General features: G+C 66.5%; 21 protein-coding genes and 2 tRNA genes. 8 read left to right on the top strand and 15 right to left on the bottom strand.

The features are described 5' to 3' along the window. Positions 1-22: 22 nt before the first annotated feature. The 3 genes from VL15_RS05775 to VL15_RS05785 are packed head-to-tail and all read right to left on the bottom strand — an operon-like array spanning position 23 to position 2048. Entirely contained in the window at positions 23-1177 is a 1155-nt protein-coding gene (locus VL15_RS05775) for an enoyl-CoA hydratase/isomerase family protein (protein ID WP_048243892.1), read from the bottom strand. A 31-nt stretch (positions 1178-1208) separates the two neighbouring features. Next, the gene (locus VL15_RS05780) at positions 1209-1547 is read right to left on the bottom strand and encodes a DMT family transporter (RefSeq protein ID WP_048243894.1); all 339 of its coding nucleotides are present in this window, start codon (positions 1545-1547) and stop codon (positions 1209-1211) included. Positions 1548-1550: 3 nt separating this feature from the next. After that, positions 1551-2048 carry a heme-degrading domain-containing protein gene (locus VL15_RS05785; protein WP_048243896.1) on the bottom strand — a complete coding sequence of 166 codons (498 nt, stop codon included), beginning with the start codon at positions 2046-2048 and terminating at the stop codon, positions 1551-1553. A 197-nt stretch (positions 2049-2245) separates the two neighbouring features. Here VL15_RS05785 and VL15_RS05790 point away from each other — a divergent pair. From VL15_RS05790 to VL15_RS05820, 7 genes are all read left to right on the top strand, one after another. Next, positions 2246-2322 (top strand) — tRNA-Met (locus VL15_RS05790). Positions 2323-2508: 186 nt separating this feature from the next. Continuing rightward, entirely contained in the window at positions 2509-3054 is a 546-nt protein-coding gene (locus VL15_RS05795; protein ID WP_011351855.1) for an NUDIX hydrolase, read from the top strand. Between the two features lie 11 nt (positions 3055-3065). Continuing rightward, a complete protein-coding gene (gene aat / locus VL15_RS05800; protein WP_048243898.1) occupies positions 3066-3830 on the top strand; it encodes a leucyl/phenylalanyl-tRNA--protein transferase in 765 nt (254 codons plus the stop codon). A gap of 33 nt (positions 3831-3863) precedes the next feature. After that, positions 3864-4694, top strand: a complete 831-nt coding sequence (locus VL15_RS05805) for an arginyltransferase (RefSeq protein WP_048243899.1) — start codon at positions 3864-3866, stop codon at positions 4692-4694. A 98-nt stretch (positions 4695-4792) separates the two neighbouring features. After that, complete coding sequence (locus VL15_RS05810; RefSeq protein WP_063778200.1) at positions 4793-5830, top strand: quinone-dependent dihydroorotate dehydrogenase; 1038 nt, start codon at positions 4793-4795, stop codon at positions 5828-5830. 106 nt (positions 5831-5936) lie between these two features. Further along, a complete protein-coding gene (locus tag VL15_RS05815; protein WP_048243903.1) occupies positions 5937-6731 on the top strand; it encodes a cystine ABC transporter substrate-binding protein in 795 nt (264 codons plus the stop codon). 122 nt (positions 6732-6853) lie between these two features. Further along, the gene (locus tag VL15_RS05820) at positions 6854-7546 is read left to right on the top strand and encodes an amino acid ABC transporter permease (protein ID WP_048243905.1); all 693 of its coding nucleotides are present in this window, start codon (positions 6854-6856) and stop codon (positions 7544-7546) included. 49 nt (positions 7547-7595) lie between these two features. Here the strand turns inward: VL15_RS05820 and VL15_RS05825 are convergent, their stop codons facing one another. The 6 genes from VL15_RS05825 to rnr form a co-directional block, all read right to left on the bottom strand. Further along, complete coding sequence (locus tag VL15_RS05825) at positions 7596-8582, bottom strand: Gfo/Idh/MocA family protein (RefSeq protein ID WP_048243906.1); 987 nt, start codon at positions 8580-8582, stop codon at positions 7596-7598. Between the two features lie 101 nt (positions 8583-8683). Then, complete coding sequence (locus tag VL15_RS05830; RefSeq protein ID WP_048243909.1) at positions 8684-9400, bottom strand: FadR/GntR family transcriptional regulator; 717 nt, start codon at positions 9398-9400, stop codon at positions 8684-8686. 278 nt (positions 9401-9678) lie between these two features. Next, entirely contained in the window at positions 9679-10374 is a 696-nt protein-coding gene (rpiA, locus tag VL15_RS05835; RefSeq protein WP_048243911.1) for a ribose-5-phosphate isomerase RpiA, read from the bottom strand. A gap of 91 nt (positions 10375-10465) precedes the next feature. Continuing rightward, entirely contained in the window at positions 10466-11338 is an 873-nt protein-coding gene (locus tag VL15_RS05840) for an N-acetylmuramoyl-L-alanine amidase (protein WP_048243913.1), read from the bottom strand. A 92-nt stretch (positions 11339-11430) separates the two neighbouring features. Beyond that, positions 11431-12174: a 23S rRNA (guanosine(2251)-2'-O)-methyltransferase RlmB gene (gene rlmB / locus VL15_RS05845; protein WP_048243915.1), complete on the bottom strand. Its 744-nt coding sequence runs from the start codon at positions 12172-12174 to the stop codon at positions 11431-11433. A gap of 148 nt (positions 12175-12322) precedes the next feature. Beyond that, positions 12323-14821 (bottom strand): ribonuclease R, encoded by a 2499-nt coding sequence (rnr, locus tag VL15_RS05850; protein ID WP_048243917.1) that lies wholly within the window; start codon positions 14819-14821, stop codon positions 12323-12325. A 249-nt stretch (positions 14822-15070) separates the two neighbouring features. Between rnr and VL15_RS05855 the strand changes: the two genes are divergently transcribed. After that, positions 15071-15157, top strand: a tRNA-Leu gene (locus tag VL15_RS05855). Between the two features lie 299 nt (positions 15158-15456). Here the strand turns inward: VL15_RS05855 and VL15_RS05860 are convergent. From VL15_RS05860 to VL15_RS05885, 6 genes are all read right to left on the bottom strand, one after another. Next, positions 15457-16008, bottom strand: a complete 552-nt coding sequence (locus tag VL15_RS05860) for a cytochrome b (RefSeq protein WP_048243919.1) — start codon at positions 16006-16008, stop codon at positions 15457-15459. Positions 16009-16148: 140 nt separating this feature from the next. Beyond that, the gene (locus VL15_RS05865) at positions 16149-17108 is read right to left on the bottom strand and encodes a fimbrial protein (RefSeq protein ID WP_196319545.1); all 960 of its coding nucleotides are present in this window, start codon (positions 17106-17108) and stop codon (positions 16149-16151) included. 5 nt (positions 17109-17113) lie between these two features. Beyond that, entirely contained in the window at positions 17114-19687 is a 2574-nt protein-coding gene (locus VL15_RS05870; protein WP_080970735.1) for a fimbria/pilus outer membrane usher protein, read from the bottom strand. 120 nt (positions 19688-19807) lie between these two features. Continuing rightward, positions 19808-20536 carry a molecular chaperone gene (locus VL15_RS05875; protein ID WP_048243923.1) on the bottom strand — a complete coding sequence of 243 codons (729 nt, stop codon included), beginning with the start codon at positions 20534-20536 and terminating at the stop codon, positions 19808-19810. A 17-nt stretch (positions 20537-20553) separates the two neighbouring features. Continuing rightward, entirely contained in the window at positions 20554-21075 is a 522-nt protein-coding gene (locus VL15_RS05880) for a fimbrial protein (protein ID WP_048243925.1), read from the bottom strand. A gap of 260 nt (positions 21076-21335) precedes the next feature. Next, positions 21336-22019 carry a response regulator transcription factor gene (locus VL15_RS05885; RefSeq protein ID WP_048243926.1) on the bottom strand — a complete coding sequence of 228 codons (684 nt, stop codon included), beginning with the start codon at positions 22017-22019 and terminating at the stop codon, positions 21336-21338. Positions 22020-22023: the final 4 nt, after the last annotated feature.

Genomic DNA, 22023 nt, shown 5'->3' on the forward strand with positions numbered 1-22023 from the left:
GCCTGACCCGGCCCGGCTCACGTCAGTCGCGCAGATTCCGCAGCGGATGCGTATCGGGTATCCACGGGCTGTCGAACATCGCGAGCACATCCGCGCGATCGATATCCGCGGCCGACTTGAAGCGCCAGACCGGCTGGTGATCCTTGTCGACGATCAGCGCGCGCACGCCTTCGATCACGTCGCCGCGCGCGAACGTCGAGCGCGTGAGATCGAGATCGCGCCGCAGGCAATCGCCCATCGTCGCGCCGCGTGCGCGTTCGACGACTTCGAGCGACACGGCCATCGACAGCGGCGACAGTTGGCTGCGCATCGCATGGGCCGCCTTCTCGACCCATCCGTCGACCGCCGCGCAATCCTGCTCGGCGTCGAGCGACGCGAGGATCGCACCGATATCCGGCTGCGCGAAATGCCGGTCGATCCCGGCATACGCATCGGCCAGCGCCGACGTATCGGGCGTCGGCACGACCTTGTGTTCGGCGGCCGCTGCGGCCACGCACGCGACGGCCTGCACACCGCTGTCGATGCGCGCGCTGCGCAGCGTGTCGAGCAGCGCCGGCAGCGCGGCATCGGGCAGATAGACGTCGGCGAGCTGCGCGTACAGCGCGCCGGCGGCGTCGAGCGGCGCGCCGGTCACGGCGAGATAACGGCCGATCGCGCCGGGCGTACGTGCAAGAAACCAGCTCATCCCGACGTCCGGGAACAGGCCGATGCGCGTTTCGGGCATCGCCATCTTCGTCGAGTCGGTCACGACGCGCAGGCCGCCCGTATGCCGCGCCGCCTGCGAAATGCCCATGCCTCCACCCATCACGACGCCGTGCATCAGCGCGATGTAAGGCTTCGGATAAGTGAAGATCGCGTGGTTGAGCGTGTATTCCTCGATGAAGAACGTGTCGACCGCATCGCGGTCGCCGCGCTGCCACGCGTCGTGGAAGAAGCGCACGTCGCCGCCCGCGCAGAAGGCGCGCGGATGCGGACTGTGCACGACGACCGCGACAACCTCGGGATCGTCGCGCCACGCGTCGAGCGCCTGCTGCATCAACCGGATCATGCCGACCGACAGCGCGTTCAGCGCCTTCGGCCGGTTCAGTTCGAGAAAGCCGATGCGGTTCGCGACATACGCGAGCACGTCGGGCTGCGCGGATTCAGCGGAAACGGCAGCGGAAGCGGAATCGGTCATGAGGGCCATCCGGCAAACGGCAGTCGCACGTTCAGTGCGCCTGCATCTTCGAGAACAGGTTCAGCACCACGACGCCCGCGATGATCAGCCCGAGACCGATCACCGCCGGCAGGTCCGGCACCTGACGATAGAGCAGCATTGCGACGAGCGTGATCAGCACGATGCCAGCGCCCGACCAGACTGCATAGATGATGCCGACGGGCATCGTGCGCAACGTGAGCGACAGGCAGTAGAACGCGATGCCGTAACCGACGACGACGAGCGCCGACGGCCAGAAGCGCGTGAAGCCGTCCGCCGCGCGCAGCGCCGACGTGCCGATCACTTCCGCGACGATCGCGATCGCGAGCCATGCGTATCCCGGGAGTTGCATCGCTCAGCTCCTCGTCAGGGCCAGCACGGCGTAATCCTGGCCGAGCTCGGCACACAGCGCCTCGACGACGAATTCGTGGTCCGCGCGCTGCGGCAGCCCCGACGCGGTAATCGAGCCGATCACGCCGGCGCCCGCGACAGTCAGCGGGAACGCGCCGCCGTGCGGCGAATATTCGCCGATCGGCAGCCCGTGCTTGTCCGCCAGCGTCGCGCCGGCCTGCTGCATGCGCAGGCCGATTGCATACGAGCTGCGCCGGAAATGCGCGACGACGTTGCGCTTGCGGCGCACCCAGTCGGCGTTGTCGGGCGTCGCGCCGGCGAGCGCCGCGTAGAACAGCGGCTGGCCGAACGTGACGATGTCGATCGCGATCGCATGGCCGCGCGATGTCGCGAGGGCATGCATCCGGTTGCCGAGCGCCCACGCACGGGCCGGGTCGAAATGGGGAAACACGAGCGCCTGTTCCTGCGCGCCGATCGATTGCAGATCGTGAGCGATGTCCATGAATCCGTCGATGCCGTAATGAGAATCGCAACGGCGCCGATGCGATCGCGCAAGGCGCCGTTGCCGAAGAGACGAAACAAACCGTTCGATTCTAGCGCACGCGCCCACCGTCCCGTCCGCACAAGACGCGACACGCGATTGTCAGAAAGTGCTTGCACGCGTTCGGGTAACTCCTTATAATTCATTTCTTCGACGGACGCGGGGTGGAGCAGTCTGGCAGCTCGTCGGGCTCATAACCCGAAGGTCGTAGGTTCAAATCCTACCCCCGCAACCAAACGTCCAGAATTACGCAAAAAGCCCGGCTCCGCGCCGGGCTTTTTGTTTTTCCGCGCACGATTCTTCCCCCTCTTCACGCACGTGCGCCCTGCGCTTCGTGCGACACGCCGCCCGCATGCGCAGGCGTTCGAGAATGCCGCGCCCCGGTGATACACTCGCATTCACCTCGTCCCTTCCACTCGACATGAAATTCTGCTCCGTCTGCGGTCACGAAGTCATCGCGCGCATTCCTCCGGGCGACAACCGTGAGCGCTTCGTCTGCGATCACTGCGGCACGATCCACTACCAGAATCCGCGCAACGTCGTCGGCACGGTCCCGGTCTGGGGCGATCAGATCCTGCTGTGCCGCCGCGCGATCGAACCGCGCTACGGGTTCTGGACGCTGCCCGCGGGCTTCATGGAAATGGGCGAGACGACGGCGGAAGCCGCCGCGCGCGAAACGCTCGAGGAAGCTGGCGCGCGCGTCGAGGTGCAGAACCTGTTCACGCTGCTCAACGTGCCGCACGTGCACCAGGTTCACCTGTTCTACCTCGCGCGGCTCACCGATCCGGCCTTCGAAGCCGGCGAGGAAAGCCTCGAGGTGAAGCTGTTCGACGAAGCCGACATCCCGTGGGACGAGATCGCGTTCCCGACCGTCAGCCAGACCCTGCGATTCTTCTTCGCCGATCGCGCCGCGGGCGACTACGGCGTGCACACCGGCGATATCTTCCGCTCGCTGCGCAACGGCTGAGCCCGCGACCCATGGTCCCCTGGCTCGGCCCGGACGATCCGTTTCCGTCCATCGAACGCGCGCTCGGTCCCGCGACCGGCGCGCCCGGGCTGCTCGCCGCGAGCGCCGACCTGCTGCCGTCCCGTCTGATCGACGCGTACCGGCGCGGCATCTTCCCGTGGTACTCCGACGGCCAGCCCGTGCTGTGGTGGAGCCCCGACCCGCGCATGATCCTCGTGCCGGCCGAATTCAAGGTGTCGCCGTCGCTGCGCAAGACGCTGAAGCGCGTGCTGCGCGGGCCCGAATGGGAAGTACGCGTCGATCACGATTTTCCGGGCGTGATGCGCGCCTGCGCGCAGGCGCCGCGCCGAGGGCAGCGCGGCACGTGGATCACCGCCGAGATCATCGACGCGTACACGTCGCTCTATCGCTCCGGCAACGCGCACAGCATCGAGACGTGGCATGACGGGCGCCGTGTCGGCGGCCTGTACGGCGTGTCGTTCGGGCGAATGTTTTTCGGCGAGTCGATGTATGCGGATGCCACCGACGCATCGAAGATCGCGCTGGCCGCGCTCGTCGCCCACCTTCGCGAGCAGGGGCTGGAGATGATAGACTGCCAGCAGAATACGTCGCATCTAGCGTCGCTCGGCGGCCGCGAGATCGCACGCAAGGCCTTTGTCGCTCACGTGCGCAGCGCGGTAGCCGAACCGCCGATTCCGTGGCAGTTCGACAAGCGCGTGCTCGCCGCGCTGACGGGCCCCGCCGAAACGGCGGCGCCCTCCGGGATCGAGCGCTAGCGCGGCACTCCTTCCCTGCATCGAGAGCTGCCCATGACTCACCCGACTGAGCTGCCGCTTTCACCGCTTTCGGCGCTGCAATTCTATGCAACGGCGCCCTATCCGTGCAGCTATCTGGACGGCCGTATCGCGCGCTCGCAAGTCGCGACACCGAGCCACCTGATCAACTCCGACATCTACACCGAACTCGTGAAGGCCGGCTTCCGCCGCTCGGGCGTCTTCACGTATCGCCCGTACTGCGACGGCTGCCGCGCGTGCGTGCCGGTGCGCGTGCCGGTCGACGCGTTCGTGCCGTCGCGCACGCAGCGCCGGATGTGGAAGCGGCACCGCGCGCTCGTCGCGACGGTTTCGCCGCTGCACTACGACGAAGAGCACTACGCGCTCTACATGCGCTACCAGTCCGCGCGCCACGCGGGCGGCGGCATGGATCGCGACAGCCGCGACCAGTACGAGCAGTTCCTGCTGCAGAGCCGGATCAATTCCCGCCTCGTCGAATTCCGCGACCTCGACGCGCCGGGCGGCGAGCCCGGCAAGCTGCGCATGGTCAGCATGATCGACATCCTTGGCGACGGGCTGTCGTCGGTCTACACGTTCTTCGAGCCCGACGACCGGCACACGAGCTACGGCACCTACAACATCCTGTGGCAGATCGAGCAGGCGAAGAGCCTCGGCCTGCCGTACGTGTACCTCGGCTACTGGATCCGCGAGAGCCCGAAGATGGCCTACAAGGCGAACTTCCACCCGCTCGAGGGGCTGATCGACGGCCGCTGGAAGACGCTCGATCCGGAACGGATCGACCTGCCGCCCGTCGACGCGGCACTGGCCCGCGCGCCGTTGCCGGGCGGGCACTCCGGCTCGGGTTGACGCGCGCCGCGGGGGCGACGACGCGAAGCGCGCCCCTGCCGCCCAACTCCCGGTAAAATAGCGGGTTGTCATTCATTCCGGCCGTCCGCCCAATTCCCGTGTTCAGTTCCCTCTATCCGCTGGCCCGCGCATCCCTGTTCAAAATGGATGCGGAAGACGCTCACCACCTTACGCTGCGTGCGCTCGGCGCGGCCGGCCGCACGGGCCTCGCCTGCGCGCTGTCGGCCCGCGTGCCCGACGCGCCGCGCACCGTGATGGGGCTCACGTTCCGCAACCCGGTCGGCCTCGCGGCCGGCCTCGACAAGGACGGCGCGGCCATCGACGGCCTCGCGGCGCTCGGCTTTGGCTTCATCGAAGTCGGCACGGTCACGCCCCGCCCGCAGCCCGGCAACCCGCGCCCGCGGATGTTCCGCCTGCCGCAGGCCGACGCGCTGATCAACCGGATGGGCTTCAACAACCACGGCGTCGACCAGTTCGTGAAGAACGTCCAGGCCGCCCGCTATCGCGGCATCCTCGGCCTGAACATCGGCAAGAACGCCGATACGCCGATCGAACGCGCCGCCGAGGACTACCTGTACTGCCTCGAGCGCGTGTACCCGTTCGCGAGCTACGTGACGATCAACATCTCGTCGCCGAACACGAAGAACCTGCGCCAGCTGCAGGGCGCGGGCGAGCTCGACGCGCTGCTCGCCGCGCTGAAGGACAAGCAGCAGCGCCTCGCCGACCTGCACGGCAAGCTCGTGCCGCTCGCGCTGAAGATCGCGCCCGATCTCGACGACGAACAGGTCAAGGAAATCGGCGACACGCTGCTGCGCCACAAGATCGAAGCGGTCATCGCCACCAACACGACGCTGTCGCGCGCGGCCGTCCAGGGCCTGCCGCATGCGGACGAAGCCGGCGGCCTGTCGGGCCGCCCGGTGTTCGACGCGTCGAACGAGGTGATCCGCAAGCTGCGCGCCGAAGTGGGCAGCGAAGTGCCGATCATCGGCGTCGGCGGCATTTTCTCGGGCGAGGACGCCCGTGCAAAGCTCGCGGCCGGCGCGGCGCTCGTCCAGCTCTATACGGGCTTCATCTATCGCGGCCCCGCACTCGTCGCCGAATGCGTGAAGGCCGTCGCCCGCGAGCCTGCCGCGTAAGTAATATAGGCATAAACAAACGATATTTATCGATCGATTGTGTTTTTGCTATCATCGATCGCACTATCAGAACAGAAGCCCCCATCGGGGCAAGGAAGCTCACACGATGAAATTTTCGCTGCTGAAGAAGCTGCTGGTTGCCGGCCTGATCGGCACGTCGTTCGCCGCCGCCACCGCGCATGCGGCCGACCTCCTCGACCAGGTGAAACAACGCGGCACGCTGCGAATCGGCCTCGAAGGCACGTTCCCGCCGTTCAACTCGAAGAATCCGCAAGGCGAACTCGTCGGCTTCGACGTCGACATCGCGAAGGCCGTGGCCGCGAAGCTCGGCGTGAAGGCCGAATTCGTGACGACCGAATGGAGCGGCATCATCGCCGGCCTGCAGGCCGGCAAGTTCGACGTGATCGCCAACCAGGTTGGCATCACCGACAAGCGCAAGGAAACGCTCGACTTCTCGCCGGCGTACACGTATTCGTCCGCACAGCTGATCCAGCGCAAGGACGACACGCGCCAGTTCAAGTCGCTGGACGACCTGAAAGGCAAGAAGCTCGGCGTCGCGCTCGGCACGAACTATATGGACATGGCGAAGTCGGTGCCCGGCATCGACGTGAAGACGTACCCGGGCGCGCCCGAGTACCTGCGCGATCTCGCGGCCGGCCGCCTCGACGCGGCGCTCAACGATCGCCTGATGCTCGCCTACCTGACGAAGAATTCGCAGCTGCCGCTGCGCCCGGGCGCGAACGTCGGCTCGGCGAACCCGTCGGGCATCCCGTTCAAGAAGGGCAACCCGCAGTTCCAGAAGGCGATCGACGACGCGATGGCGCAACTCGAGGCCGACGGCACGTTCACGAAGATCTCGGACAAGTGGTTCGGCATCGACGTGACGAAACCGATCAAGTAAGCACGCCTGCATTTCCCGCCTGACGGCGGGCCGAACAGGGCGGCATCAGCAACGATGCCGCCCTTTGTTTTATTCGTCCGGTTTATGATTGCGCTTCCGCGCAAGCATTCGATTCGTATTCCATGTCGACAACGTCCCTGCTCGTCCAATCGCTGCCGGTGCTCGCCCAGGGCGCCGTACTGACCGTCAAGTTCGCCGTACTGTCGATGGTGTTCGGCCTGCTCGGCGCCGTCATGCTCGCGATGATGGGCATCCGCCAGAGCGAACCGCTCGAAGGCTTCGAACGCATCTGGGTCAACGCGCTCGCGTGGCTGGCGCGCGCGTACGTGAGCCTGATGCGCGGCACGCCGCTGCTCGTGCAGATCTTCGTCATCTACTACGGGCTGCCGAGCCTCGGCATCTCGCTCGACCCGACGCCGGCCGGCGTCATCGCGCTGTCCGCGAACGTCGCGGCTTACATGTCCGAAAGCATGCGCGGCGCGATCAACGGGATCGCGCGCGGCCAATGGCTGGCCGCGTACAGCCTCGGGCTGTCGTGGGGGCAGACGCTGCGCTACGTGATCGGCCCGCAGGCGCTGCGCATCGCGGTGCCGAGCCTGTCGAACAGCCTGATCAGCCTGATCAAGGATACGTCGCTCGTGTCCGTGATCACCGTGACCGAACTGCTGCGCAGCGCGCAGGAAGTGATCGCGGCGACCTATCAGCCGCTGCCGCTCTATCTCGCCGCCGCGGCCGTGTACTGGATCCTGTGCCAGATCCTCGAGTGGGTGCAGCGCTGGTACGAAAAACGCCTGTCGCTGCCGTCGCGGCACTGAGCGCACGCCATCCGCCGGGCACGCGTGCCCGGCACCCCACGTTCTCCGCCTACTCGCCCGAATAGCGCACGCCGAGCGCGGCACGCGCCGCATCGGTCATCGCGATCATCTGCCGCGAATGGTCGTGCGTCATGATCGGGCTTTCGGTTGCGCCCGCGCGCAGCAGGCCGCAGAAATGCGCGGTCTCGTAGTTCAACCCACCGCCGTCGACCGGCGCGTCAAGTTCGACCGACCGCCCGTCCGCGTAGCGGATCGTCGCGCGTGCGGGGTTCCACCACTTCTCGTGAATCGTCACGTGGCCGCCGGCCGCGGCGATCAGCGCGTCACCGCGCCCCATCACGTCGAGCCCGCAAAAGAGCTGCGCGATCCCGCCGTTCGCATGCACGCTGTTCAGGCTCGCGAACATGTCGACACCCGTCGCGCCGACGCGGCCGAGCGTCTGCACGTCGCGCGCCGCGCCGAGCCAGTCGACCGCGAGAAATGCCTCGTAGATCCCGATATCGAGCAGCGCGCCGCCCGCGCGATCGAGGCGATAGACGGGATGGTCGTCCGGTACCGACGACGACGCGCAGCCCGCCCGCACGAGCCGGATCTCGCCGATCGGATCGTCCCGCAGGTGCACGCGCAGCTGACGGTACAACGGAAAGAACGGCGGCTTCATCGCTTCCATGAAAAGCCGCCCGGCGTCGCGTGCCGCACGCAGCACGGTGTCGAGTTGCGCCGCGTTCAGCGTCGCGGGTTTTTCGCACAGCACGGCCTTGCCGGCGGCAAGTGCGGCCAGCGTGTACTGCGCGTGACTGTCATGGAGTGTCGCGATGTAAACCGCGTCGATATCGCTCGCGAGGAGCGCCTCAAGGCTCGCGGCAGGCGTGCCGCCGCACGTCCCGCAAAAGGCTGCCGCTGCGTCGGCGCGGCGGGCCCAGGCACCGGCGAGCGTGGCACCTGGCACGTGTGCGAGGCTTTGCGCGAAGCGGCGCGCAATGCTGCCCGCACCGACGATGCCGAAGCGCACCGGGCGTTGGTCGTTGTCGTTCATCCTGATCTTCCGTGTCGGTCGTATGACGGTGACCGGCACGCTGCCGGTCGGCCGTCATGATAAACGGCTCGCCAGCACTCGGATGAGCGACACGAACAACGTCAGGCACGCACCGGCACGTCGACGGAGAAATCGCGCGAGATCTCGTCGGCGCTGAAATCGATCAGCGCCAGCGAAGCCGCTTCGGCCTCGCGCGGATCGCGCCGCTCGATCGCGTCGACGACACGCGCATGCGCCTTCACGGCAATCTCGTGCGCCCCCTCCTTCTGCACGACGCGCGGATTCACGAGACGCACCGCACCGCGCACGATCGCCGCCATCTGCTGGAAGAACTGATTGCCGCTCGCCTGCACGATCCGCGTGTGCAGCAACTCGTCCGCCGTGTCGTAGCCCGTGTCGCCAGGCTGCAGCACCTTGAACGCATCGAACGCCTCGCGGATACCCGCGATGTCAGCCGCCGTCGCACGCACCGCCGCCTGCGCGGTCGCACGTGGTTCGATCAGCATCCGGAATTCGATGACGTCGCGCATGAACTGTGGATCGGGTTTTGCCCGAAACCGCCAGCTCACCACGTCTTCGTCGATCATGCGCCAGTCGCGCATCGGCCGCACGCGCGTGCCGACTTTCGGCCGAACGTCCAGCATGTCGCGCGCAAGCAACATCGACAACGCTTCCCGCATCACGGTGCGACTCACATCGAACTCTTTCGACAACACATCTTGCGGCGGCAAGATGCCGCCGTACTTGTCTTCGACGATACCCGAGACAAGCCCATCCATCACTTTGGCGACCAGTGACCGGTCTTTGCCCTGCTCCATGACACCTCCCCGTGCGTCGATTTGCGAACACCTGCTCCGCAGTTCCGCCGGCCCTGGTTACTACTGTTCTTATGATCTATAAGTTGATGAGTTCGAGGATATTTCGCTATCTGGTAAACACCTGACAGGGTTATCCCTCTTTTTGACGGGGTGATTTATAAGGCTACAAAAAAGGCCCGGGAAGCGCACTGCGCCTGCCGGGCCCCGGTTTCCACAAGATTTAAACATTCAATCCATTACGGTTGTAACGAGCCGTTACGGACTGCTTTTCATTTCTTTCAATTAGCCGAATAAACGATCGTTTCAACGCCGTTTTCCGTGCCGAGCAAGCACAGATTCGCGCCGCGCTCGGCGAACAAACCGACCGTCACGACGCCCGGCCATGCATTCACCTGGGCTTCGAAACCGCGCGGATCGGCGATCTGCAGCCCCTTCACGTCGATGATCTCATTGCCGTTGTCGGTGATGGTCGGTGCACCGTCCTTCGTCACGCGCAGCACCGGCACGCCGCCGAGCGCGGTTACACGCCGGCCGATCGCCGTGCGTGCCATCGGCACGACCTCGATCGGCAGCGGGAACGCGCCGAGCACCGGCACGCGCTTGCTGGCGTCCGCGATGCAGACGAACGTGTCGGCGACCGACGCGACGATCTTCTCGCGCGTCAGCGCGCCGCCGCCGCCCTTGATCATCGCGCCGCTCGCATCGATCTCGTCGGCGCCGTCGACGTACACCTGCAGCGAATCGACCTCGTTCAGGTCGAACACCTTGATGCCGTGCGATTTCAGGCGTTCGGTCGTTGCGATGGAGCTCGACACGGCGCCGCGGTAGCGCGACTTGACGACGGCGAGCGCGTCGATGAAGCAGTTGGCGGTCGAGCCGGTGCCGACGCCGATCACGGCGCCTTCCGGCACGTTCTGGATCACGTAGTCGGCGGCGGCCTGGCCGACGAGGCGTTTGAGTTCGTCTTGAGTCATGGAGTGGTAACGCTGCGGGATTGCGGAAAACCGCCAGTTTACCGGACTCGGATGACAGCCCGCGTTTTTCGGCGCGCGGTGCGCCGCGGGTTCAGGGCGCGCCCGCCGCGGGCGCGTTGTCCGCCGGTTGCGTACCGGGGAAGTACTTGTCGAGCAACGCCTGCACGATCGCGTCGCTTTCGGCGTCCGGATTGCCCGCGTAGTCGGACGGCCGGAAATGCATCTGGAACGCCGCGAACACGCGTCGCGTGCGCGCATCGAGCACGCCGTCGGTCGGCACATCGTAGCCGTAGCGCGCGAGCTTGAGCTGCAGTTCGCGCACATCGACCGGCGCGTGCGGATCGCGGCCGCCGAGCCGCGCGGCAACCGTCGCATCGTCCGGCCATGCGCCGACGCCGGCCTCGGCCAGCGCGTGCCACGGAAACAGCGGCCCCGGATCGATCTTGCGTTGCGGCGCGATGTCGCTGTGCCCGACCACGCGCGTCGGCGGAATCGCGTAGCGCACGACGATGTCCTTCGACAGGCTGATCAGCGCCTCGACCTGTTCGGGCGGATACGGCTGCCAGGTGCGATTCTGCGGATCGAGCGGGCCGCGGTTCACGTTCTCGATGCCGATCGACGCCGCGTTCAGCTCGGTCGTGCCCTGCCACTCGCTGACGCCCGCGTGCCACGCGCGTTGCGATTCCGGAACGAGCTGGTAGACGACGGGCATCCCGTGTTCGATACGCGGCTGCGGCGGCACGACGTAATGCACGCTGACCGAATCGCCCATCAACGTGCGCAGCGATTTCGCCTCGTCGCTTTCGGTGTAATGCATCACAAGAAAACGGATCCGCGAATCGGCACCGCGCGCGTGCAGGCTCGTGTCGGCGTAGTAGGTGCCGCGTTCGACGAGCGACGGCGACGTGCAGGCTGCCAGCAGGCATAACACGGCACAGGATGCACCAAGACGAAGCAGGGTCATCGGTCGCGAATTCCGGGGAGCCGCGTGCCGCATCGCATCGCGGCACGCGTCGTTCGGGTCGGGCCCGCGCGCATCGCGCGAGACGGGCTGCGTCAGCCCTTCACGCGCCGCTGGCGCACGGCTTCGTACAGGCACACGCCGCTTGCGACCGACACGTTCAGGCTTTCCACGCTGCCGGCCATCGGGATGCTCATCACATCGTCGCAGGTGTCACGCGTGAGCCGGCGCATGCCTTCGCCTTCCGCGCCCATCACGAGCGCGACGGGGCCGTCGAGCTTCGTGTCGTAGAGCGTCGACGACGCCTCGTCCGACGTGCCGATGATCCACACGCCGGCTTCCTTCAGCTCGCGCAGCGCGCGGGCAAGGTTCGTCACTGTGATGTACGGCACCGTATCGGCCGCGCCGCTCGCCACCTTGGCCGCGGTCGCGTTCAGGCCGACCGCACGGTCGCGCGGCGCGATGACCGCGTGCGCACCCGCCGAATCGGCAACGCGCAGGCACGCGCCGAGGTTGTGCGGATCGGTAACGCCGTCGAGCACGAGCAGCAGCGCGGGGCCCTGGATGCCGTCAAGCAGCTCGGACAGGTTTTGCGCGAGCGGGACGTCCTCGACGCGCGCGACGACACCCTGGTGACGCTCGGTATGGGCGAGGCCCCACAGGCGCGTTTCGTCGGCCGCGATCAGCCGCACGCCCGCTTCCTTCGCGGTGTGCAGGAAGTCCTGCATGCGGCGGTCGCGGCGCGTCTGGTCGTACAGCACCTCCGCAACCGTCGATGCATCGTGCCGCAAACGTGCGGTCACCGCATGAAAACCGTAAAGAACCTTCAGACGTGACATGACTGGAACAACCTTCGATCAAACGTGCGGCCGCGCGACACGCGCGGCCGCGATCCATGGAAAAGGAAAGCGCCGCGTTGCCGGCCGATGACCGGTGACGCGGCGTCTCTCGATACTGCAGGGCGTGCGCTTGCGCCGCCCCGAACGCTCAATACTTCTTGCGGGCGCGTGTCTTCTTCGCGGTCGGCTTCGCCGCCGCACCGCCACCACCACCACCACCACCACCGCCGTTACCACCCTTCTTCTTCGCGGCGGTACGCGCGGCGCGCGCTTCCTGTACCGCGACGCTCGGTGCGCTCGCGGCCTTCTTGCGACGCGGTGCGGACTCCTCCGCCGGCGGCAGCGCACGCACGCGCGGGCCGTTGCCGTTGCGATCGGCGCCTGCGGCAGCCGGCGCGGGCGACGGACGCGGCGCCTTCACCGGCGTATCGCGCACGAGACGGAAATCGATCTTGCGCGCGTCGAGATCGACGCGGCTGACCTGCACGCGCACGCGGTCCGACAGGCGATAGCGGATGCCCGTCCGTTCGCCGCGCAGTTCGTTCTTGATCTCGTCGTACTGGAAGTAGTCCGAGCCGAGTTCCGTGACGTGCACGAGCCCTTCGATGAAGAGCGTGTCGAGCTGGACGAAGATGCCGAACGACGTCACGCCGTTCACCATCCCGCCGTACTCCTCGCCGAGCTTGTCGCGCATGAAGTAGCACTTGAGCCATGCCTCGACGTCGCGCGACGCTTCGTCCGCACGCCGCTCGTTCGCCGAGCAGTGCAGGCCGAGCTCTTCCCAGATCGCCGTGTTCGGGCGCGAGCGGCCGCGCGTTTCGTCGTCGGCCTGCTGCATCGCGCGGGCGCGCGGCGACAGCGCGGTGTTCAACTCGAAGCCGTCCGGCGCCTTCGGCACATACTTCTTGCCGGACAGGATCGCGTAGATCGCGCGGTGCGTGAGCAGGTCGGGATAACGACGGATCGGGCTCGTGAAGTGCGCATACGCCTCGTACGCGAGACCGAAGTGGCCGATGTTGTCCGGGCTGTAGACGGCCTGCTGCATCGAGCGCAGCAGCATCGGCTGCAGCATCTGCGCGTCGGGCCGGTCGCGAATCTGCGCCATCAGCGCCGCGTAGTCGCTCGCATGCGGCTTGTCGCCGCCGCCGAGCGACAGGCCCATGCCGCGCAGGAACGCGCGCAGGTTCTCGAGTTTCTCCGGCGTCGGCCCCGCGTGCACGCGGTACAGGCCCGGATGCTTGTTGCGCTTCAGGAAATCGGCCGCGCAGACGTTCGCGGCCAGCATGCATTCCTCGATCAGCTTGTGCGCATCGTTGCGCTGGCGCGGCACGATCTGTTCGATCTTGCCCTGCGAGTTGCAGACGATGTAGGTCTCGGTCGTGTCGAAGTCGATCGCGCCGCGCTTCTGCCGTGCGGCGAACAGCGACTTGTAGACGCCGTACAGGTCCTGCAGGTGCGGCAGCAGGTCCGCGCGACGCGCGGCCTCCGGCCCCTTCGTGTTCGACAGCACGGCCGCGACTTCGGTGTACGTGAGGCGTGCAGCCGAATGGATAACGGCCGGATAGAACTGATACGCCTTGATCTCGCCGCGCGCGGTGATCACCATGTCGCACGCGAGCACGCAGCGGTCGACCTGCGGATTCAGCGAGCACAGGCCGTTCGACAGTTTTTCCGGCAGCATCGGGATCACGCGGCGCGGGAAATAGACCGACGTGCTGCGTTCGAGCGCGTCGGCATCGAGCCCGCCGCCCGGCTGTACGTAGTGCGACACGTCCGCGATCGCGACGATCAGGCGATAGCCGTCGCCGCGACCGACCTTGACCGGCTCGCAGTAGACGGCGTCATCGAAGTCGCGGGCGTCCTCGCCGTCGATCGTCACGAGCGGCACGTCGCGCAGGTCGACGCGGAACCGCAGGTCGGTCGGCCGCACCTTGTCGGGCAGCGCAGCGGCTTCGTCGAGCGCCGGCTGGCTGAATTCATGCGGCACGCCGTACTTGCGCACTGCGATTTCGATTTCCATGCCCGGATCGTCGATATCGCCGAGCACTTCGACGACACGGCCGAGCGGCTGCGAATGACGGCTCGGGAAATCGGTCAGCTCGACGACCACGACCTGCCCGACCTTCGCCTTCTTCACGTTCTGCGTGATCAGGATGTCGTGGCCGATGCGCTTGTCTTCCGGCGCGACGATCAGCGCACCGTTCTCGTTGAGCAGGCGGCCGATCACGCGCTTGTTCGCGCGATCGGTGACTTCGACGACATGCCCTTCCGGGCGGCCGCGGCGATCGTAGCCGACGATCCGCGCGAGCACGCGATCGTTGTGCATCACCTTCTGCATCTCGCCGTTCGGCAAGAACAGATCGTCCTGGCCGTCGTCGCGGATCACGAACCCGTAGCCGTCACGATGCCCCTGCACGCGTCCGGCAACGAAATTCGACGGATGGGTCAACTGGTAGTGGCCACGCTTGTCGAGGCGGATCTGGCCGTCGCGTTCCATCGCGGCGACACGTCGGAAGAACCCCTCGCGCTCCTGACGCTTGATCGACAATGCTTCGGCGATGTCGTTGGCGGCCAGCGGCGCGTCGCTCGTACGCAGCACGCCGAGAATCTCTTCACGGCTCGGAATGGGGTACGGATATTTGCTCAAGGGTTTGTCGATGATTGTTCTCGTTGCGTTGACCGATGGTGCACGGCATCAACATAGAGGTGTCCGTCAGACAGTTCTATATTGACGGCGGCGGACCATTCTATCATCCGCCTGTGTCACCAAATAACGGGAATGCCGCGGGCAGGCGCGACGGCGGCCGGTTTGCGATGCGTCGCAAAAAAATGTTGACACGAATAATTGGGGCGCTATAATTTCGCTTCTTTGCAGCAAGCAGCTACTGCAAAACGTGCCCAGGTGGCGGAATTGGTAGACGCACTAGGTTCAGGTCCTAGCGGTGGCAACATCGTGGAGGTTCGAGTCCTCTCCTGGGCACCATCTGTTTTTAAAAAGGTCGGCTTTTGCCGGCCTTTTTTCATTTCCGGCCCAGGAAGCAAAGCGCCTGCGCGCTTTGCGTGCGGACTCGAAAGGCTGCGCTTGCAAGCGCAGCCGGGGTCGCGCATGGGTGACCGAGTCCTCTCCTGGGCACCATCTGTATTTAAAAAGGTCGGCTTCTAGCCGGCCTTTTTCTTTTTCAGGCCCCGGAAAGCAAAATACCCGGGCGCGTTGCACGCCCGGGCCGACATCTGCCCCCTATTCTCCGAAAGCGCACCACTTCCGGCACGACGGAAGCTGCATCACAGCATCCGCTTCAGCACGTCGTTCTTCGACACGAAATGATGCTTGAGCGCCGCGCCCGCATGTGCCGCCACCAGCAAGGCCAGCGTATAGCAGCCGATCCGGTGGAGTACGAACCAGTGTTCGGTCACCGGCCCCGCGCTGAACGGCGTCTTCACGTAAACGATCCCGAACAGCCAGTATCCGTCCGGCACCATCACGAACCCGCTGAACAGGACGAACGCGACGAGCACGTAAATCAGCGAGTGCACCAGATGCGCGATCGCGCGCTGACCCTGCGGAACCGACTCGACGTCGGGAGGCGTCCGGCGGAAGAACGACCATACGTACCGCAGCGGAAACAACACGATCAGGCAGCTCGCGAGCGACATGTTGAGCGTCGACACGAAGCGCCAGAGCCCCGGATCGGTGATGAAGTGCAGCGCGAAGCCGGCCGCCATCGTGTACAGGATCACAACCGCGAAGATCCAGTGCAGCGCGCGAGAGAAGCGATCGTATCGGCCGTCGGCAGACGACGTTCGCTGCGTATGTATCGGGTAAGCCACCTGCATGATTCATCCTTTATCGGTTGTCGGTTCATGGTTGCCATGGATAAGTGGATGAAATTATCGAGGTCGAATCCGATGCCGATAATCAATCTCAAGGATTTCAAAATATCCGGCGCGACAACGCACCGCCCTGCCGGCCGGCATCAGCGCATCTCGATCAGGAATGTCATCACGCTGTCGCCGGAGCCCGCCGTTACGCGTTCGCCGTGCTGGTAGTACTGCGCGATGAACGGCAACCTGGTCGCTCCGACATTCGCGTCGCCGAGGCTGTGCCACGCGTTCAGCATCACGGGCACATCGTCCTTCAGCACGCGAATCCCGACACCTTGTGCCGCGTCGTCGCCTTGCAGCTTCAATATGTCCGTGGTGCCCGGCACGGTCTCGCCGAGCAACTGGATCGACAGCGGCGTCGGCCGCGGATCGCCGTACGGGCTGCACGTCAGGTCGATCGCGAAGTCGCGCGATGCACGAGCCGCGCCCGGCCCGTCGAACGCAATCGCGGGCACGGCCCCGAGCGGAACGACGAGGTGCTTCGAATCGGTATTGACCGTGCACGCGACGCCGCGCACGTAGCTGCTCGTGACGTGCTTGCGCACGACGTTGTGGTCGGGATCGCCGATCGCGGCCGACGCGTCGATGCTCAGCGCCTGACCCTGCAGGAAGCCGGGCGTCACCGGCCCGGTCTTGACGAGTTCCATGTCGATCACGTACTCGCGCGCGCTGCCGTCGCCCGGGTGCACACCGAGCAGGCCGTCGGTATTGCCGCCGAGATGTTCGCCGTCGCGCGTCACGCGCAGCGCAAGCCCGGGCAGGTTGGTTGCCCACAGGTTCATGCCCGGCAGCGCGCCGAACTCGCTCGAATACCGCAGATTGCGCGGCTCGGGATCGTTCTGGCCGTTCAGCGAGCAGGTGACGGTCAGCGTGAACCGGGTCGACTCGACGACGCCGCCGACCTCGACGAGGTCGGCGGCCATCGGGCCGAATTCGATCGGATTGAAATCCTCGGGCGCGCTCAGGCAGGTGGCGAACGCGGGCGCCGCGCCGAACGTCAGCGCGGCAAGCGCGGCCCAGCGACACAGGCGCGTGGCAAATCGGGAAGTCACGGGTTTCATGATCGGGATGATGGCGAGGAAGAGGCGTCGGCCCGGAGCGCGGGATGCGTGCGCGAGCAGACGACGTCGAGTTCGGGGAAATGGCGAGGCGCGATCGATTCGCCCATGTCGTACGACAGCCCGCAACGCTCGTCCGGACGCGCGCCCCAGCGCACGAGCAGATCGCCGGCGCGCTCGACGCCGGTGACGAAGCCCTGGCCGTTCGGGCCGACCATGCCGACTTCCTTGCCGTCCGTGGTCAGCACGGCGGCGCCGAACGGCACCGGCTTGCCCGTGTCGTCGGCCACGTCGAGCATCAGGCGCCCTGCCTCGACTTCGAACGGCGCCAGCACGACCGCCCCGCGCGTCGGCACGACGTGCACGATCGCGTTGCGAATCTCGAGCTGGCGATCGAGTTCGACCGTGCGCAGTGCGACGCGGTTCTGTCGGTACGGCACGACATGCGGCACGACCGCATAACCCGCACGGTCGGTGCGTACGCCAGCGTGCGCGATCACGCCCACGTTGGCCGCGCCCTCGCTGCGCACGAGCGCCACGGTTTCGCCGAGAGGCTGCGACAGCGTGACGCCGCCACCGTGCACGAGCACGCCGCCCGCCGCGCTGACGGAAGTCTGCGAACCGCTGCGCGCCTGGTTGTGGGTGGCCGCGAACTGGCCGGCCGACGCGCGATAGTTCAGGTTCACCGCGCCGCCCACGCCGTTCGCCGATCGATCGGCGTCGACGCCGTAACTCAGCCGATCGTCCGCCAGCAGCGTGCCGAACACGCCCGCGCGCTGCTCGGTGCCGGCCGTACCGGCGATCAGCGTCGCGCTGCCGTACGCCCGCGCCGCCGCACGCGCGCCGCCCATCGGAATCGAGAGGTTCAGCGACACCTGCCGGCTGCTCGCACCACGCGTGCGCGATTCGCTGCTCAGGTTCACGTTGTACGACACGCGCGAAACGCTGCCCGCGTAGCCGAGCTGCACCAGCCGGTCCTCCCCCGCGCCGTCGCGGTACGTACGCCGGCTCGCGCTGACGTACAGCGAGCCCGCTCGCCCGAGGTTCTGCGATACGCTCAGATCGCCGCGGCTGCGCTTGCCGGCGCGATATGCCCAGCTGTCGACCGACGCCGCGTAACGCACCGCGATGTCGGACAGGCTGCGATAGCCGGCCGAATAATAATGGTGCGCGGCACGCAGTTCCGTGCCGGTCGACGCGAACGCCTTCGCGAACATCACGCGCGCCGCGCTGCCGGCCCCCGCCCGCCCCTTGTGGTCACGGTGGCGCGCATGCACGAGATCGACTGAAACCGCGCCGACCCGCGGCATGTTGCGCGCCACGCCGGCCGCCAGTGCGGCATACCCGCTCGCGAACGTCGCGCCGCCGTAGACCGTGACCTCGCCCGGCAAGCCATAGGCGGCACTCGCCGACGTAAACCATTGCGGCCGGTCTGAATCGGCGCGCAGGCGCCCTGCGGCCGCACGATAGGACCACGCGTTCTGGCGCAGCAGCGTCGGAATGCTCGCCGACGACTGGATGAAGCTGCGCGTTTGTCCGTCCGACTCGACGATCGTCACGTCGAGATCCGCGTTCGATGCGACCGCGTACAGGTCGTCGATCTCGAACGGGCCCGGCGGCACGTAATTGCTGTAGATGAGATAGCCGTTCTGGCGGATCTCGACCTTCGCATGACTTTGCGCGATGCCGCGCACGACAGGTGCGTAGCCGCGCTGGCTGTCCGGCTGCATCGTGTCGTCGGACGCGAGCTGCACGCCCTGGAACGCCACGCTGTCGAACACGATATCGGACGTGAAGCTGTCGCCGAGCGTCACGCGGCTGCGCCACGCGGGAATGTCGCGCTCCAGATAGGTATTCGTAAACTGCGTCTGCAACCCCGACGCGTTGCGGTTGACCATCGCGCTGCCGCGCAGCCGCCATGCGCCGAGGTTCAGCCCCGCGCGCACGCTGCCGTAGGCTTCGGTCGCGTGGCCGGACGGCAAATCGCCGTAGCGGCGCTGCGCGGCGTTGACGCGGTAGTCGAAACGCATCGCGTCGATGCCTTCGTCCCATCGCGACGGATCGACCGAGCCGCGCGGCACGCGCTTCATTTTCGCCTGCGGAACCGTCAGCGACAGCGTCTGGCGATCCGGGTCCACTGTGACGGTCGTGTCCGGCATCGCTTTGCGCGGATCGACGCACACCGCTGCGCGGTCGTTCGCGCCGTCGTTCGCGCCCGCTTCGGCAAGCAGCGGAAACGCCGCCACGTTTACACCGAACGCATCCAGTTGCGCGGTGCTCACGCAGGGCCGTACCGACTCGTCGCGGGCATCGCGCTCGAAACGGACGTCATGCGGACCGTACGATTCGCCATTCACCGTCACCTCGACCGGATGCACGCCGGGCAGCAGCACGTTCGCTTCGGAGAACGCGTCGAGATCCACGTCCGCCTGCGTGTTGCCGAACGCGAGGAACGCGGGATTGAATGCCGTCTGCGCGTGCGCGGACCCGCCGCCCGCGATCGGCAAGCCGAGCGCGGCGGTCGAGGCGAGCGCGAGCACGCATCGGCGCAGCAGGTGAAGGCGTCGTGTCATGAACGAAGGCGCGGCCGCGCCGGACGAGCGCGGGCCGCGTGTATGAAGTCGGGGTAATCGAAAGGTCGGAAACTGCGGTGTGCGAAGCGGCCGTCGGCACGCTTCGCACACCGCGCCGCGTCAGGCGTCGTCGGCCGGCATCGTCACCGTGACGGGTGGCGTCACGGCGCCGTAGTCGTTGATCGTGCTGAACGTCAGCGCACCCGGCTGCGTCACCATCGCCCGGATCGTGCGCAGCGGGTAGGTCGTCGTCTGCAGCGGCGGCGCCATCTCGAGATCGACGTCCTCGGAGGCGCCGGCGTCCACACCGATCTTCGCGAACGTGACGTGATAGGGCGTCGGATTGTGCACCGACAGCATCGTGCCGTCGCCCGACGGCACGATGCGCCACGTCAGCGCCGCGGACGCGTCGGCGGCCGAGCCGGTCAACCCCTGCGGCCGGTAGAACGCCTTGAGGCGCGTCTGGATCGCGATCTGCAGCACGTTCTCCTGCTTCGGCGCAGCCGGGATCTCCTTCACGTTCAGCCACAGCATCGACTCGCGGTCGGCCGGCAGCGCATGCTTGACGCGCATCACGCGCAACAGGTTTTCCTTGCCGGGATCAAGCCGCGACAGCGGCGGCGTGACGAAGAACGGCGCCTTCGCGCTGCCTTCCCCCTGCCCGCCATCGATCCATGCCTGCACGACATACGGCTGGCCGTCCGTGTTCTTCACGGGCACGACGGCCTCGCGCCTGTCCTCCTGCAGGATCACGCGCGTCGCGCCGACCACGATGCCCGCGAGCGCGCCGTGGGTCACGCACAGGCCGAGCACACACGCGAGCATGCGCTGCACGAATCGAGTCGTCATCGGTCGATCCCCTGCGCTCAACGGTAGTGCAGCGTGAACGACGCCGTGCCGTTCGCCTCGCCCGCCTCGGTCTGGTCGGAAGTCGAGACGTAGTTCGCGGCGAAGTTCAGCACGTTGCTGCCCGGCGTCAGCTGGAGCGTGTCGGTCTCGCTGTTGATGCCGATCGGCTCGCCGTCATCGTGCATCAACTGGATGCCGACGCCTTTCGCGTCGTCCGTGCCGCCGCTGCCGATCGCGAGCAGCGTCGGATCGTCGCCGTGCGCCATGCCTTCGAACTGCGCACGCACGCCGTTCAACTGGTCGTCGCACGCGCTCAGCGCGATCTGGAACGGCACGCGACGGCTCTCCTGGCCCGCCGCGGCAAGCTGGTCGACACCGATCGCACCGAGCGGCACCTGGATATTGCTGTTGTCGATCTGGCAGGTCGTCGCGACGATCTTGCCGTGGAAGTTGATCGTGCCGTCCGCCGCCAGCGCGGACGTCGAACCGAACGCCGCCATCAGCGCGGCAAACACGAGATGTTTTTGGTACTGTTTCATCGAATGCCTGGAAAGAAAGGTGAGGATGTCCGTTGCCAGTCCGTGACAGCGGAACAGCGAACCCGTCGAGTTCGCAGGCATTATTCCGGCCGCGCCGTGGCGGCCAAACAAATCTGGAAGAATCCTCAATGCGCGAACGCGATCGCACGCAGGCAGGCCAAACACGCCGCTCGAATCGGCGGCGGCAATCGATGAGCAGGAAGAGCCGAATGACCGGCTCGCGGAAGATCGGCACCGGCGGCCCTACCCGCCGGCCCGGCTCAGGTACGCTCCAGCCGATACCCGTAGTTGTAGACCGTCGTGATCGCGAGCCCGTTCTTCGGCCGCAGCCCGAGGCTCGACCGCAACTTGCTGACATAGGTGGCCAGCGTCGCGTCGTACTTCCGGTCGACGCCGCCCCAGATGCGCTTGATCATCATGTCCTTCGACACGATCTGCCCCACGCTCTCGAACAGCATCAGTGCGAGCTCGAACTCGCGCTGCGACAGTTCGACCGGCACGCCGTCGACGGTCGCCGCATGCGCGCTCACGTCGAGCGCGAACTTGCCGACCTCGACGATCTTCGCGCGCTGCGTCTGCGGATAGTATTTGCGCACCTGTGCATTCACGCGCGCGACCAGCTCGCGCTCCCGCAGCGGCTTGATCAGATAGTCGTCGGCGCCGCTGTTCAGGCCGAACACGATGTCGTTCTCGCCGTCGTGCTGCGTCATCATGATGATCGGCAGTGCGTCGGCGAACGATTCGCGTGCCCAGCGCATCACGTCGATCCCCGACTTGCCGGGCACGTCCCAGTCGAGCAGCAGCACGTCGACACGCTGCGAGCGCACCAGCTCGACGAAGCTGTCGCCGTCGTGCCGCACTTCCGTGTCGTAGCCCGCCTTGTTGAGCCAGCCGGCAACGACGCCCGCCTGGGTCACGATGTCTTCGAGTATTGCGACGATCATGTTC

This window comes from Burkholderia cepacia (assembly GCF_001039005.1).
GTDB lineage: Bacteria > Pseudomonadota > Gammaproteobacteria > Burkholderiales > Burkholderiaceae > Burkholderia > Burkholderia theae.